The sequence below is a fragment of the Streptomyces durhamensis genome (genome assembly GCF_000725475.1).
GTDB classification, from domain to species: domain Bacteria; phylum Actinomycetota; class Actinomycetes; order Streptomycetales; family Streptomycetaceae; genus Streptomyces; species Streptomyces filipinensis.
Window position 1 is genome coordinate 1 of sequence record NZ_JNXR01000042.1, and the last position, 13,219, is coordinate 13,219.

Sequence of the window (13,219 nt, forward strand, 5' to 3'; positions counted from 1 at the left end):
CTCCCCGCCCCGCCCGCCCCGCCACCGGCCGCCGTCCCGCCGCCCGCGACTACGCTCTGCGCCTGATCCGCGGCCGAGGACACCGAAGGGGGACGCAGGTGGCCACCCCACCACCCGCCCACCACCCACCCCACACCACGCCCGTCCCCCGCGCCCCGTCGAGCACGCCCCCACTCCCCGCACCGCCCGCGACCCCCCACCGCGGCACCGCGCGCGTGCGCCGTGTTCTCCCTCTCCTCGCCGGCGTTCTCCTCGCCGTCGGTCTGCTGGGTGCCGCTCATCACATGCGGTCCGTCCCGTACGGGGACCGTTTCGTGCCGGCCGTGCGCGGGCAGCGGCCGCCGGCGGCCGGTGCGTGGACCTCCCGGGCGCGGGGCGCCGAGGTGGTCGCCTACGACACCCGCAGCGGCGCGCCGCGCTGGCGGTACGCGCGCGTGGGCCGCCGGCCGCTCGCCGTGCTGACCACGGGCGGGCAGGCGGTCGCGCTGTGGGACGACGGGCTGCTCACCGGCACCGACGGCCGCTCGGTGCGCTGGCACCGCGCGCTGCCCGACGCGGCCGAGTGGCTGCCGGGCCAGGGCGGCACCGGAGTGCTGCGCCCCCTCGGCCGGGGCATCCTCGCGGTCGTCACCCCGCACCGCGTCTCCGCGTACCGTCTCGCCGACGGCGATCTGCGCTGGCTGCTGCCCGCCCGCCCGGGCTGCGCGTTCCGGCCCGAGGGCGCCGTACGGCGCGGCACGGCCCTGCTGCTCGCCCAGCCCTGCGCGCGGGGCGCCTGGACCGGGCAGCTCGTGGCCCTGGACGATCTCGGGCGGATCACCCCGGACCGCACGCCGCTCGGCAACGGCCCCGGGCGGCGGGGGCCGAACGCGCGGACGTAGAAAAACCGCTTGCATGGCCCCGTTAGACTTATCCCATGGCCATTCTCCTCGCGCATTAGACGGCGGGAACGTCCTCAGCCGCCCACCCGCCAATCCCTGTACGCCCTGGAGTCTGTCCGTGATCTCCGCCTCCGGTATCGAGCTGCGCGCCGGTGCGCGCATCCTCATCGAGAACGCCACCTTCCGTGTCGCGAAGGGCGACCGCATCGGACTCGTCGGCCGCAACGGCGCCGGCAAGACGACCCTCACCAAGTGCCTGGCCGGTGAGGGCATCCCCGCCGCCGGCCAGATCACCCGCTCCGGCGAGGTCGGCTACCTCCCGCAGGACCCCCGTACGGGCGACCTGGACGTCCTCGCCCGGGACCGCATCCTGTCCGCGCGCGGGCTCGACGTACTGATCCGCAAGATGCGCGAGAACGAGGAGCGCATCGCGAGCGGCAAGGGCGGCACCCGCGAGAAGGCCCTCAAGCAGTACGAGCGCCAGGAGACGGAGTTCCTCACCAAGGGCGGGTACGCCGCCGAGGCCGAGGCCGCCACCATCGCCGCCGCGCTGAACCTGCCCGACCGGGTGCTCGGCCAGCCGCTGCACACCCTCTCCGGTGGTCAGCGCCGTCGTATCGAGCTGGCCCGGATCCTGTTCTCCGACGCGGACACGCTGCTGCTGGACGAGCCGACCAACCACCTCGACGCGGACTCGATCATCTGGCTGCGGGACTACCTGAAGACCTACCGCGGCGGCTTCATCGTGATCTCCCACGACGTCGACCTGGTCGAGACGGTCGTCAACAAGGTGTTCTACCTGGACGCCAACCGGTCCATGATCGATGTCTACAACATGGGCTGGAAGCTCTACCAGCAGCAGCGCGAGGCCGACGAGAAGCGCCGCAAGCGCGAGCGCGCCAACGCCGAGAAGAAGGCCGCCGCGCTCAACGCGCAGGCCGACAAGATGCGCGCCAAGGCGACCAAGACGGTCGCCGCGCAGAACATGGCCCGCCGCGCGGACAAGCTGCTCTCCGGGCTGGAGGCGGTCCGCCAGTCCGACAAGGTCGCCAAGCTGCGCTTCCCGGAGCCCGCGTCCTGCGGCAAGACCCCGCTGATGGCGGAGGGCCTGTCGAAGTCGTACGGCTCCCTGGAGATCTTCACCGACGTCGACCTGGCCATCGACAAGGGCTCCAGGGTCGTCATCCTCGGGCTCAACGGCGCCGGCAAGACCACCCTGCTGCGTCTGCTCGGTGGGGTGGAGCAGCCCGACACCGGCGAGGTCGTCCCCGGCCACGGCCTCAAGCTCGGCTACTACGCCCAGGAGCACGAGACCCTGGACCCCGACCGCACGGTCCTGGAGAACATGCGCTCGGCCGCCCCCGACATGGACCTGGTCGAGGTCCGCAAGGTGCTCGGTTCGTTCCTGTTCTCCGGTGACGACGTGGACAAGCCGGCCGGTGTCCTCTCCGGCGGCGAGAAGACCCGTCTCGCCCTGGCCACCCTGGTCGTCTCCTCGGCGAACGTGCTGCTCCTGGACGAGCCCACCAACAACCTGGACCCCGCCAGCCGCGAGGAGATCCTCGGCGCCCTGCGCACCTACAAGGGCGCGGTCGTCCTCGTCACCCACGACGAGGGCGCCGTCGAGGCGCTCCAGCCCGAGCGGATCATCCTGCTGCCCGACGGCGTCGAGGACCTGTGGGGCTCCGACTACGCGGATCTCGTCGCCCTCGCGTGAGGGACGCGTCGCCCGGGCGCGATCGAGACCCTGGTCCCGGCTGATTCCTGCTGATCCCGATTGATCCACTCGGTATGGATCATTCGGCCGATCCGTGATCCATCATCTGTGTGAGATCTCCTCGTATCGGGGTGTGTCGTACACGGATTTCCCGGCCGATCCCCTGCGTGCCAAGGGATCGGCCGCTTCGCGTCGCTGACCTGGCACTTCGCGAATCCACCCGTTCGGCCCTCCGGACACCACCTCTTGGAATTGAGTATTCCGCTTGTGGGGATGAGCTCCTGTCGTCACAACGATGTCCCACGGACCTTGCCGAATGGGTGGCCATCACGCCCAAGAGGGGTGATCATGAGGAGACCAGAGCGCACTTCCCATGAGGAGGCACGGGTGGCCGAGACTCTGAAGAAGGGCAGCCGGGTGACCGGCGCCGCGCGCGACAAGCTCGCGGCAGACCTGAAGAAGAAGTACGACTCCGGTGCGAGCATCCGGGCGCTGGCCGAGGAGACCGGCCGCTCGTATGGCTTCGTGCACCGGATGCTCAGCGAGTCGGGCGTCACGCTCCGTGGGCGTGGCGGAGCGACCCGGGGCAAGAAGGCCGCATCGTCCTGACTCCGGGCGGCCCATCGTCTTCGATGGTGGCCACCCGGTCGGCATTCTGATCGACCGGGTGGTTACTGTGCAGTCACTTAGCATGCCGTAACGGCACTGCGTGATGACCGCACCCATCGGAGGCGCCCCATGGCTTCGCCCGACCACGACCTCGCTCCTGTACTCGACAAGGACGGCGTACGGCTCACCGTCGACGACACGCTCGCCACGGTGACGCTGACCAACCCGGCCAAGCGCAACGCGCAGAGCCCCGCCCTGTGGCGGGCGCTCACCGAGGCCGGGCGGCTGCTGCCGGGCTCCGTCCGTGTCGTGGTGCTGCGTGGCGAGGGCAGGTCCTTCTCCGCCGGGCTGGACCGGCAGATGTTCACCCCGGAGGGGATCCCGGGCGAGCCGTCCTTCATCGAACTCGCGCGCCGTGACGACGCCGGGCTCGACGCGACCATCGCCGAGTTCCAGGAGGCGTTCACCTGGTGGCGGCGGAACGACATCGTGTCCATCGCCGCCGTCCAAGGCCACGCCATCGGGGCCGGTTTCCAGCTCGCGCTCGGCTGCGATCTGCGGGTCGTCGCGGACGACGTGCAGTTCGCCATGCGTGAGACCAGTCTCGGTCTCGTACCCGACCTGACCGGCACGCATCCGCTGGTCGGTCTCGTCGGGTACGCCCGCGCGCTCGAGATCTGCGCCACCGGACGATTCGTCGGGGCGGCGGAGGCGGTGGCGTCGGGGCTGGCCAACGTCGCCGTGCCCGGGGACCAACTGGACGACGCGGCACGGGACTTGGCTGCGGCGCTGCTGGGCGCGCCGCGCGATGCCGTCGTGGAGACCAAGGCGCTGCTCCGTGGCGCCGCCGATCGTACGTACGACGAGCAGCGCGCGGCCGAGCGTGCCGCCCAGGCCCGGCGACTGCGGGACCTGGCCGGCGTCGGCGAATAAAGGGACTGCTCAAGCGGGCAGGGCCCGTCAGCCGACCGCCGTGATCACGATGGCCACGGTGGGCCTGTCCGCCAGTGCGTCCCTTACGGCGGCGCGCACCCGCCGGGCCACGTCCACGGCCCGCTGGTCCGTGCCGGTCGTCAGCTCCACGCGCACATGCCGGTGCGGTAGCGCCGTACCGGCCGTGTGCCGCTCCAGACGTACCGCCCGGCCGAGGCCGCCCAGCGAACCCGTCAGGCCCGTCACCCCGGGCACGGCCAGCGCGGCCGCGGTCACCCGGATCTCGTCCGGGTCCGTGGGTTCCCGCGCGGGCGCCGGCTGTGGCGCACACACCTGCGGGGCCGGCTCCTGCGTCTCCAGCAGGTCGGTCACCCGCAGGTCCACCTCCGCCACCGCGAGCCCGAGCCGCTGTGCCGCGGCCGTCGCCAGGGTCACCCGCACCCGGGACGCCACCGCGGGCAGCGGTTCGGCGGCCGACGCGGCGAAGTCCGCCGTCAGCCGCAGCTCGCCCGGCGGCAGCGCGCCCGGCGGAGCCGGTACGACGGGCTCGCGCGCCTCCTCCGGGTCGGCGAGCGTGAGCCGCGGCGCGCCCATCCGCACCCCGGGCATCCCGGCCGCCACCGCCCGCTCCAGTACCGCCCCGGCCGCGCCCTCCGCGATCCAGGCGCCGTCGTGCGGCCCACCGAGCGGCACCAGCCGCCCCGGCCCGACCGGGTGCCGTACGACCTGTGTCCCTCGTCGCGCCGTCATTCCACCAGCCTGCCGTATCACCGGCGCGCGGTCGGTGAACCGCGCATACGGTGATGGCAGCGGACGATCGAAGGGGGCGACGACCGAAAGGGACGCACGGTGATGACCGACATGACGACGACCCCCGAAGGGGACCACGAACCGCAGGTGACGACCCGTAAGGCCACCCGGCGCGGCGGCGGCGATCCGGCGGCGCGCGGACGGACGACCATCGCCGACGGCGTCGTGGAGAAGATCGCGGGTCTCGCGGCCCGGGACGTGGTCGGCGTCCACACCATGGGCAGCGGCCTGGCCCGCACCTTCGGCGCCGTGCGCGACCGGGTGCCGGGCGGCTCCAAGTCGGTGACGCGCGGTGTGAAGGCCGAGGTCGGCGAGGTGCAGACCGCGCTCGACCTGGAGATCGTGGTGGACTACGGCGTCTCGATCGCCGATGTCGCCCGCGCCGTACGGGAGAACGTGATCGCCGCCGTGGAACGCATGACCGGGCTGGAGGTGGTCGAGGTCAACATCGCGGTCAGCGACGTCAAACTGCCGGACGAAGAGGACGAGGAGTCCGAGCCGCCCCGCATCCAGTGACGCGCCGGTGACCCGACCCCGCACGCCCGACGAGCTGAGGAGCCCTGCATGAGCATGGCAGTGATCGGCATGATCGCCGGAATGGCGCTGGGCTTCGCCGGGTACTTCGGCGGCTTCGCCGCGTTCCTGCTGGTGGCGGCGCTGGGTGCGATCGGGTTCGTCCTCGGCCGGTTCGCGGACGGCGACCTGGACCCGGGCGACCTCTTCCGCACCCGCGACGGCCGGCGTGACCGGCGGCGGTGACCGGCGGTGACCGCCGGGACCGGTGCGCTGCGCCCGCCGTCGCCCCTCGTGCCGCCGGGCGAGCGCGGCGCCACCCGGATCGCCGACCGGGTCGTGGCGAAGATCGCCGCACAGGCCGCCCGCGAGACGCTGCCGGCCGCAGCGGTCGCCCCGCACGCCACGGTCGTCGTACACCGCGGGACGGCCCGCGTACGCGTTCATCTCGACCTCGGCTACCCCTGCGACATCGGCGCCCGCTGCGCCGCCGTGCGTCGCCACGTCACCGAGCGGGTAGGCGCCCTGACGGACATGGTGGTGCCCGAGGTCGCCGTCCAGGTCGAACGGCTGCACCCGGCACCGCACGGGAGGGCGTGATGAGCGAGCCCGGGACGACCACCCCGACCCTCGACAAGGACCCGGGGACCGCCCCGCCCGCCCCGGGCGAGGGAAGCGGCCGGTTCTGGTCACCGCGCCGCGTCCCGGCCGCCGTCGTCGCGGTGCTGCTGCTGGCCGGCGCCGGCCTCCTGCTGTACGACATCGCCGCCGTACGCGCCCACCACCCCGCGATGCACTGGCGCCGCGCCCTCGCCCGGCAACTGGCCGAACGGCCGCTGGACGACACCTGGGTGCTGACCGGCGCGGCCGTCGCCGCCACCCTCGGCCTGTGGCTGATCGTCCTCGCGCTCACCCCCGGGCTGCGCGCTCTGCTGCCCATGCGGCGCCCGCACCCTGATGTCCGCGCCGCGCTCCGGCGCGACGCGGCGGCGCTGCTGCTGCGCGACCGGGCGATGGACGTGTCCGGGGTCCGTTCGGTCCGGGTGCGGGTGCGCCGCAGGAAGGCCGCCGTCCGTGCCCTCTCGCACTTCAGAGACCTGGACGACGTACGCGCCGACCTGCTCACCGTCCTCACGGACGCGGTCCGGGGCCTGGGCCTGACCCGGACGCCCACGCTGTCCGTCGAGGTGACCCGGCCCGGACGGAAGGGGTGACGGCGATGCGCCGGGGTGGCCTCCACCGTGCCGTACTGGCCCTCGTCGGCCTGTCGCTGCTCGTGCTCGGCGGCGCCGTGCTGGCCGTCGGCCTGGGCGCGCCGCCGCCTTCCTGGTGGATCCACACCGGCCCGCACGACGTCCTGCTCACCCGGGCCGAACGCACCCGCTGGCGGGGCACCGGCTGGTGGTGGGCCTCGGTCCTCGGCGGCCTGGCCGTCGTGGTCCTGCTCGCCCTGGGGTGGCTCACGGCGATCCTGCGCCGCCGGCGGCTGACCGAGGTCCTGATCGACACCGGCGACGGCGCGTACGCCCTCCTGCGCGCCGGGGCCCTGGAGCCCGCCCTGGCCCAGGACGCCCTCCGGCAGCGGGGCGTGGCCCACGCCGAGGTCCGGCTGCGGGGCCGCCGTACGGCACCCACGGCGGGGGTCCGGCTCCGACTGGAGCCGGGGACGGACCCGGCGGCGGCCCTGAGCGAGTTCACGACCCGGGCCCTGACCCACGCACACCGGTCGGCGGGCCTGGCGTCGCTTCCGGCGGAGGTACGACTGTGGGCCGTCAAGCACCGTGCGGAGAGGGTCGTCTGACGGCGGGCGGGGGGCGGGCCGCCAGGCGAGCGGGGCCGGGTCGATCTGCGGCTCCGCAGCGTGGCCGAGAGCAGCCCGCCCCGACCGGCACTCAGAACCCGTGCCGCATGCCCCCGTCCACGGGCAGCATGACCCCGCTCAGATAGGAAGCTGCCGGGGACAGCATGAAGGCCGCGACCCGCCCGAACTCCTCCGGCGCCCCGTACCGCCGCAGAGGGATCCGCGACTCGTTCGCGGCCCGGGTTGCCTCCGGGTCGGCGGACAGCGCGTCGAGCTCGCGCACGCGATCCGTGTCGATACGCGACGGCAGCAGCCCCAGCACCCGGATCCCCCGCGGCCCCAGCTCGTCGGAGAGGGACTTGGCGAACCCGGCGAGTCCCGGCCGCAGCCCGTTGGAGATGGTCAGCCCCGCAATGGGCTCGTGCACCGACGCCGACAGCACGAACCCGATGACCCCGCCGGGCTCCAGTTCGGCCGCCGCCGCGCGAGCGACCCGCACCGCGCCGAGGAACACCGACTCGAACGCGTTCCGCCACTGCTCGTCGGTGTTGTCCGCGACGAACCCCGGCGCCGGGCCGCCCACACTGACCAGCACGCCGTGGAAGCCGCCGAAGTGCGCACGCGCGGCCGCGATCAGCCGCTCCGGAGCCTCGGCGTCGGCGTTGTCCACGGCCACGCCGACCGCGTTCGGGCCCAGTTCGGCGGCGGCGTCGGCCACCCGCTTCTCGTCCCGGCCGCTGATCACGACCTTCGCCCCGTCGGCGACGAGTTCCCGCGCGGCGGCGTTGCCCAGCCCGCGGGTCGCCCCGGTGACGACGTACACCCGGTCCTTCAGTCCAAGATCCATGGCTCCTATCCTGCCTCGTCGTCCCCGAACAGCGTCAGGGCGGTGTTCACCAGCCCGATGTGGCCGAAGGCCTGCGGGAAGTTGCCCAGCCGGCAGCCGGTGACGGGGTCGTACTCCTCGGCCGGCAGCCCCACGTCGTCGGTCCTCGTCGCCCAGCACCTTCGCGAAGCAGTCGCCGGAGTCGAAGCGCGGCAGGCACAGCCAGTCGATCGAGCCGTTGCGGCCGACCAGCGCGGCGGTCTGCTCGTCACCGATGAGGGTGTAGTCCTCGATGCGCGGGTCCACGGGATGCGGCTGCCCGGCGGACGACGGGGCCGATCAGGTGGTGCGCCGGGGGAGTGAGACCGTTCGGGTCACGCCCGGGATCACACCGCGGCCGGTTCCGCCTCCTCCGGCTTCGCCTGCGCCGAGGCCTCCTGCCGGTCACGGATCTCCCGGCGGACCAGGCACCACCAGCCGACCGGGACGGCCGCGGCGAACAGCCACCACTGGATCATGTACGCGTAGTTCAGCGGGGCGTCCTCGCTGCCCGGGTCGGAGATCTGCTCCGGGGAGCCGTCCCTGGGCGTCGGCGCCGTCTGCTCGACATAGCCGCCGAGCACCTGCGCGCCGAGCCGGTGCGCCTCCTCCGCGCTGTTGATCAGCATGATCTGCCGGTCGGGGAGGCCCTTGACGTTCTTGATGCCGCTGGCCGCGGTGGTCTCGTCGGCCATCAGCCGTCCGGTGACGGTGGTGCGGCCGGCCGGCGGTGCGGGAATCCTCGGGAAGGCGGTCTGGACGCCGTTGGCGGGGATCCAGCCGCGGTTGACGAGCAGCACCCTGCCGTCGGCGAGGACGAACGGGGTGAGCACGTGGAAGCCGACCTCGCCGTCGGAGTTCGTCCGGCGCCGGACCACGACCTCCCTGGCGGTGTCGAAGGTGCCGGTCGCGGTGACCGTGCGGTACTTCTCGGTGCGGGTCACGGCGTGCCCGGGGGAGGACAGCCGCTCGACCGGGACCGGCTCGGCGTGCAGCGCCGAGGAGACCAGGTCGTTGCGGGCGGTGCGCTCCAGGTACCGGTGGTGCTGCCAGATGCCCAGCCTGATCATCGTCGGGATCAGCGCGATCGCGACGAGCGTGAGGATGACCCACTGGCGGGACAACAGGAAGCGGTAGCGGTGCACCCCACGACGGTACCTCCGAGCCATGGGGTGCATTCAGGCGGGTACCGGGTCACACCCGGTCGACGATGCCCGTCTTTCCGTCGGCCCGGGCGCAGTGCGCGCCGCAGAACCACTTGCCGTCGGCCTCCACGCCCTGGCCGATGATCTGCACCCGGCAGTGCTCGCAGATGGGGGCCATGCGGTGGATCGCACAGGAGAAGCAGTCGAACACATGCACAGCACCCTGTGCGTGGACCTCGAAGGACATTCCGTAGTCATTGCCGCAGACTTCACATTTCGCCATGCGCCACAGAGTGAGCCGTCGTCGGGGCGAGGGCGAGCGGGTTCCGGGTGAGTCGTGTGCCAATCACTCATCCGTACGATCACCCGTCGGCGGGCTCCACGTCCCGCAGCAACTGCCCGAACGCGGCCTCGTCGACGATCGGCGTGCCGAACTGGCGCGCCTTGACCACCTTGGACGTGCCCGAGTCCGGGTCGTTGGTCACCAGCAGGCTGGTCAGCCGGGAGATGCTGGACGCCACATGCAGGCCGGCCTCGGTGGCCCGGTCCTCCAACAGCTCGCGGTCGGTGGAGGTGTCTCCGGAGAACGCCACCCGCATGCCCTGTTTGAGATGTTTGCCGTCTTCGTAGCGACCCGGGTTGGGATAGGGGCATGCGGGCCTTTTGCGGGAGGGCCGCCAACTGCTCTGCCGGTAGCCGCCGTAGCCACCCGGTCCGCCGGTCGACTGCCGGGGCACCGGACGGTCCGACCACTCCGTCAGCGGCCGGCACTCCAGCAGCGGCAGCCGTACGCCGCTCGCCGCCGCGGCCCGCAGGCTGGGCCGGAAGGCCTCCGCCAGCACGCGCGCATCGTCCAGCGCGTGGTGCGCTCGCTGCTGCACGACCCCGTAGTGCGCCGCCAGCGACTCCAGCTTGAAGTTGGGCAGCGGCAGCCCCAGCTCCTTGGACAGCGCGATCGTGCACAGCCGCTGACGCACCGGCGCCTCGCGCCGCGCACGCGCGTACTCCCGTGCGATCATCTGCCAGTCGAAGACGGCGTTGTGCGCGACCAGCACCCGGCCGTCCAGCCGTGCCGCGAACTCCTCGGCGACGTCCGCGAACAGCGGCGCCCCTTCCAGCACCTCGCTCGTCAGGCCGTGTATCCACACGGGCCCAGGATCGCGCTCCGGGTTGACCAGCGTGTACCAGTGGTCCTCGACCTCGCCGCGCTCGTCGAGCCGGTAGACGGCCGCCGAGATGATCCGGTCGTCCCGGGCCAGGCCGGTGGTCTCCACGTCAACGACCGCGTATCCCTTCGGATACACGGCCGGCCACTGGGTGGGGGAGGACACTGCGGTCGCACGGTCTTCGAGCATGGTCACTGAGGATACGGGCCGCGACTGACAGTGCGGTGCCACAGGTGCCGCCGGCAGGTCCGCGAAGCCGTTCGGCCGCTCGAAGCTCGTACTCGCGCGCGTGCCCGCCGCTCGTACACGCGCGTGCCCGCCCGGTGCTTCTCATCCGGCCGGGCCGGGTGGACGGCCCGGTGGGAGGGCGTCCGGTGCCAGCAGTGACCGCACCAGCGCGCGTACCGCCGTCACGAACAGCCGCTCGGTGTCCACCGGGCGGGCCAGCGCACGCGCCAGCGCCGGGTCGTCCCCGGCGGTGACGCCGCGCCACAGCTCCTCCTCGCCGGGGTGCTGGGCCGGGGCCCGCTCGCGGTTGCGCTCCACCAGCACATGGCCGACGACCTGGAACTGCACCGCGCGGACGAACTCGGCGGCCCGCGCGCCGCGCAGCCCGGCCGCGTGCGCCTCGCACACCAGGACCTGCTGCGCGGGCAGGAACATCCGCTCGGTCAGGCCCCGTTCGTGCACCAGGGCCACCAGATGCGGATGCTCGCGCAGCCGGCGGCGCAGCTCCCGGGCGATACAGACCACACGCTGCTCGGGTGTGTGCCCGGACGGGCGGACCTCGCCGAGATCGGCCACCGTGCGCTCCACCAGGGCGTCCAGCAGTGTCTCCCGGCCGCCCACGTGCCAGTAGATCGACGTCACCGCGGTGCCGAGCTCGTCGGCGAGCCTGCGCATGGTGAGCGCCTCCGCGCCGTGCTGCCTGACCAGCCCCGCGGCGGCCTCCAGCACCGCGTCCCGGCTCAGCGCCGCCCTCACCGCCCTGCTCGCCACGATGCCCCCCACGCCCGTCCGCGTGTCTTTACCCCGGACGAGGTCTGCTGTAACTGTGTTACAGGTGACGGTCCGTCAGAAGAAGGGCGGTACGGCGTATGGCACGCGTACGGTACGGCGCACGGACCGAGAAGGAGATCGCCGCGACGTGTACCGCGGGTGCGCGGCTCCCCGACATCTGGTCCACCGGCGTGGTGGCCGTCTGGGAGACCGACCCGGACGCGGTCGCCGCGGTCCTGCCACCACCCCTGAAACCCACCGCAAGCCCGCTCGTCCGGGTGACCGTCAGCAAGGTCGGCCTGCCCGGACTCCCGCTCGGCGCGGGCTCGTTCGCGGTGGCCGCCGCACACGGCGCGGTCGAGGGCTGGTACCCGCTCGTCATGCCGATGACCCAGGAACGTGCCCTCACCGGCGGGCGTGAGGTCTTCGGCGAGCCCAAGAAGCTCGGCGAGGTGACCGTGGAGCGGGACGGGAGCGGCCTGCGCGCGGTCCTGGCCCGGCACGGCATCGCGTTCGTCGAGGTGCGCGGCACGGTCGACGGTGAACTGCCCCTGCCGGAGCCGGCCCGCAGGACCGACTTCTACTTCAAGTTCCTCCCCGCCGTGGACGGTTCCGGCCTCGACACCGACCCCGCGCTGGTGCACTGCGTGCGCCGGGAGAAGGTGCGCCGGCTGGAGCGCGTCACCGGCGAGGTCGTCCTGCGCGAGTCGGCGTACGACCCCGTGGCCGACCTCCCGGTGCTGCGGCTGCGCGAGATCACCCTCGGCGAGAAGACCAGCGACCAGAGCGGCCGCGTCGTCGAACGGGTCGACGCCCGGGCGTTGCTGCCGTACGTCCACCAGCGCTACGACGATCCGCTGCAGCTCCTCGACGCGCCGCCCGAAGGGAGCAGCTGATGGACCTCGAAGCCGGACAGGTCGCCGTCGTCACCGGTGCCGCGAGCGGGATCGGGCTCGCGTTGGCCCGCCGGTTCGCCGCCGAAGGCCTGAAGGTGGTCCTCGCCGACGTGGAGGAGGCCGCACTCGGCAAGGCCGCGGCCGGCCTGCGCGCCGAGGGTGCCGACGTGCACGCGCGCGTGGTCGACGTCGGCGAACGCGCCCAGGTCGCCGAGCTGGCCGAGGCGGCCTACGACACCTACGGCGCCGTGCACGTCCTGTGCAACAACGCGGGCGTCGGCTCGGGCGCCGAGGGCCGGATGTGGGAGCACGACCCGAACGACTGGCGGTGGGCCTTCGCCGTCAATGTGTGGGGCGTCTTCCACGGCGTCCAGGCCTTCGTCCCCAGGATGATCAAGGCGGGTCAACCCGGTCACGTGGTCAATACATCCTCCGCCGACGGCGGCATAGCACCGCTGCCGACCGCCTCCGTGTACGCGGTCACCAAGGCGGCCGTCGTCACCCTGACCGAGTCCCTGTACGCGCATCTGAAGGCCGAGCACGCGCGCGTGGGCGCCTCGGTGCTCTTCCCGGGCCCGCACATGCTGCGCACCGGCCTGTGGGAGTCGCACCGCAACCGCCCCGCCCGCTACGCCAAGCAACGCCCGCGCAGGACCCCGTACCGCAGCCTCGACCAGTGGGAGGCGGCGATGCGCGCGGCCGGCCAGGAGGTCCGCTTCACCCCCGTCGAGCAGGTCGCCGAGCTCGTCGTGTCCGGCATCCGGGCGGACCGCTTCTGGCTGCTGCCGGCGAGCGAGCACAGCGACGCCCAGATCCGCGCGCGGTCCCGGTCGATGCTGGACCGGGCGAACCCGTCGTACCTCGAACGCTTCGTCCTGGACTGA

At 73.0% G+C, this 13,219-nt stretch carries 18 protein-coding genes and 1 pseudogene; 11 read left to right on the forward strand and 8 right to left on the reverse strand.

Annotation, left to right across the window (positions count from 1 at the left end):
• The 4 genes from IO33_RS44960 to IO33_RS0138640 all read left to right on the forward strand — a co-directional run.
• On the forward strand, positions 1-881 hold an 881-nt coding region (locus tag IO33_RS44960), incomplete at its 5' end, for a PQQ-like beta-propeller repeat protein (RefSeq protein ID WP_245236008.1).
• 118 nt (positions 882-999) lie between these two features.
• Positions 1,000-2,598 (forward strand): ABC-F family ATP-binding cassette domain-containing protein, encoded by a 1,599-nt coding sequence (locus IO33_RS0138630; protein WP_031173779.1) that lies wholly within the window; start codon positions 1,000-1,002, stop codon positions 2,596-2,598.
• A gap of 387 nt (positions 2,599-2,985) precedes the next feature.
• Positions 2,986-3,207 (forward strand): helix-turn-helix domain-containing protein, encoded by a 222-nt coding sequence (locus tag IO33_RS0138635; protein WP_004002281.1) that lies wholly within the window; start codon positions 2,986-2,988, stop codon positions 3,205-3,207.
• A gap of 129 nt (positions 3,208-3,336) precedes the next feature.
• Entirely contained in the window at positions 3,337-4,140 is an 804-nt protein-coding gene (locus tag IO33_RS0138640) for an enoyl-CoA hydratase/isomerase family protein (RefSeq protein ID WP_031173780.1), read from the forward strand.
• Between the two features lie 27 nt (positions 4,141-4,167).
• Here IO33_RS0138640 and IO33_RS0138645 read toward each other — a convergent pair whose 3' ends face one another.
• Positions 4,168-4,890: a hypothetical protein gene (locus IO33_RS0138645; RefSeq protein ID WP_031173782.1), complete on the reverse strand. Its 723-nt coding sequence runs from the start codon at positions 4,888-4,890 to the stop codon at positions 4,168-4,170.
• A 102-nt stretch (positions 4,891-4,992) separates the two neighbouring features.
• Here IO33_RS0138645 and IO33_RS0138650 point away from each other — a divergent pair, with 102 nt between their 5' ends.
• Genes IO33_RS0138650 through amaP form a run of 5 tightly spaced genes read left to right on the forward strand, consistent with a single transcriptional unit; the run spans position 4,993 to position 7,264 of the window.
• Positions 4,993-5,466, forward strand: a complete 474-nt coding sequence (locus IO33_RS0138650) for an Asp23/Gls24 family envelope stress response protein (RefSeq protein ID WP_031173783.1) — start codon at positions 4,993-4,995, stop codon at positions 5,464-5,466.
• A 48-nt stretch (positions 5,467-5,514) separates the two neighbouring features.
• Positions 5,515-5,709 (forward strand): hypothetical protein, encoded by a 195-nt coding sequence (locus IO33_RS0138655; protein ID WP_031173785.1) that lies wholly within the window; start codon positions 5,515-5,517, stop codon positions 5,707-5,709.
• Between the two features lie 6 nt (positions 5,710-5,715).
• Positions 5,716-6,063, forward strand: a complete 348-nt coding sequence (locus IO33_RS0138660) for an Asp23/Gls24 family envelope stress response protein (protein WP_031173786.1) — start codon at positions 5,716-5,718, stop codon at positions 6,061-6,063.
• A complete protein-coding gene (locus tag IO33_RS0138665; protein WP_031173787.1) occupies positions 6,063-6,677 on the forward strand; it encodes a DUF6286 domain-containing protein in 615 nt (204 codons plus the stop codon). The genes IO33_RS0138660 and IO33_RS0138665 overlap by 1 nt, the downstream gene beginning before the upstream one ends.
• 5 nt (positions 6,678-6,682) lie before the next feature.
• The gene (gene amaP / locus IO33_RS0138670; protein WP_031173788.1) at positions 6,683-7,264 is read left to right on the forward strand and encodes an alkaline shock response membrane anchor protein AmaP; all 582 of its coding nucleotides are present in this window, start codon (positions 6,683-6,685) and stop codon (positions 7,262-7,264) included.
• Positions 7,265-7,355: 91 nt separating this feature from the next.
• Here amaP and IO33_RS0138675 read toward each other — a convergent pair whose 3' ends face one another.
• From IO33_RS0138675 to IO33_RS0138700, 7 genes and pseudogenes are all read right to left on the reverse strand, one after another.
• Complete coding sequence (locus tag IO33_RS0138675) at positions 7,356-8,111, reverse strand: SDR family oxidoreductase (RefSeq protein WP_031173789.1); 756 nt, start codon at positions 8,109-8,111, stop codon at positions 7,356-7,358.
• A 5-nt stretch (positions 8,112-8,116) separates the two neighbouring features.
• The gene (locus IO33_RS53065; RefSeq protein ID WP_245236011.1) at positions 8,117-8,245 is read right to left on the reverse strand and encodes a glycoside hydrolase family 15 protein; all 129 of its coding nucleotides are present in this window, start codon (positions 8,243-8,245) and stop codon (positions 8,117-8,119) included.
• A gap of 7 nt (positions 8,246-8,252) precedes the next feature.
• Positions 8,253-8,396, reverse strand: a pseudogene (locus IO33_RS53070) (trehalase-like domain-containing protein); the annotation flags it as partial.
• Between the two features lie 80 nt (positions 8,397-8,476).
• The gene (locus IO33_RS0138685; protein ID WP_078964085.1) at positions 8,477-9,274 is read right to left on the reverse strand and encodes an SURF1 family cytochrome oxidase biogenesis protein; all 798 of its coding nucleotides are present in this window, start codon (positions 9,272-9,274) and stop codon (positions 8,477-8,479) included.
• A 49-nt stretch (positions 9,275-9,323) separates the two neighbouring features.
• The gene (locus IO33_RS0138690) at positions 9,324-9,557 is read right to left on the reverse strand and encodes a hypothetical protein (protein WP_037687099.1); all 234 of its coding nucleotides are present in this window, start codon (positions 9,555-9,557) and stop codon (positions 9,324-9,326) included.
• Positions 9,558-9,636: 79 nt separating this feature from the next.
• Positions 9,637-10,629 carry a DEDDh family exonuclease gene (locus tag IO33_RS0138695; RefSeq protein ID WP_031173794.1) on the reverse strand — a complete coding sequence of 331 codons (993 nt, stop codon included), beginning with the start codon at positions 10,627-10,629 and terminating at the stop codon, positions 9,637-9,639.
• A 141-nt stretch (positions 10,630-10,770) separates the two neighbouring features.
• On the reverse strand, positions 10,771-11,451 hold the full coding sequence (locus IO33_RS0138700; protein ID WP_245236009.1) for a TetR/AcrR family transcriptional regulator: 681 nt from the start codon (positions 11,449-11,451) through the stop codon (positions 10,771-10,773).
• A gap of 86 nt (positions 11,452-11,537) precedes the next feature.
• On the opposite strand from IO33_RS0138700, the gene IO33_RS0138705 reads away from it, so the two are divergent.
• Positions 11,538-12,335, forward strand: a complete 798-nt coding sequence (locus tag IO33_RS0138705; RefSeq protein WP_031173797.1) for an acetoacetate decarboxylase family protein — start codon at positions 11,538-11,540, stop codon at positions 12,333-12,335.
• Positions 12,335-13,219 carry an SDR family NAD(P)-dependent oxidoreductase gene (locus IO33_RS0138710; protein WP_031173798.1) on the forward strand — a complete coding sequence of 295 codons (885 nt, stop codon included), beginning with the start codon at positions 12,335-12,337 and terminating at the stop codon, positions 13,217-13,219. The genes IO33_RS0138705 and IO33_RS0138710 overlap by 1 nt, the downstream gene beginning before the upstream one ends.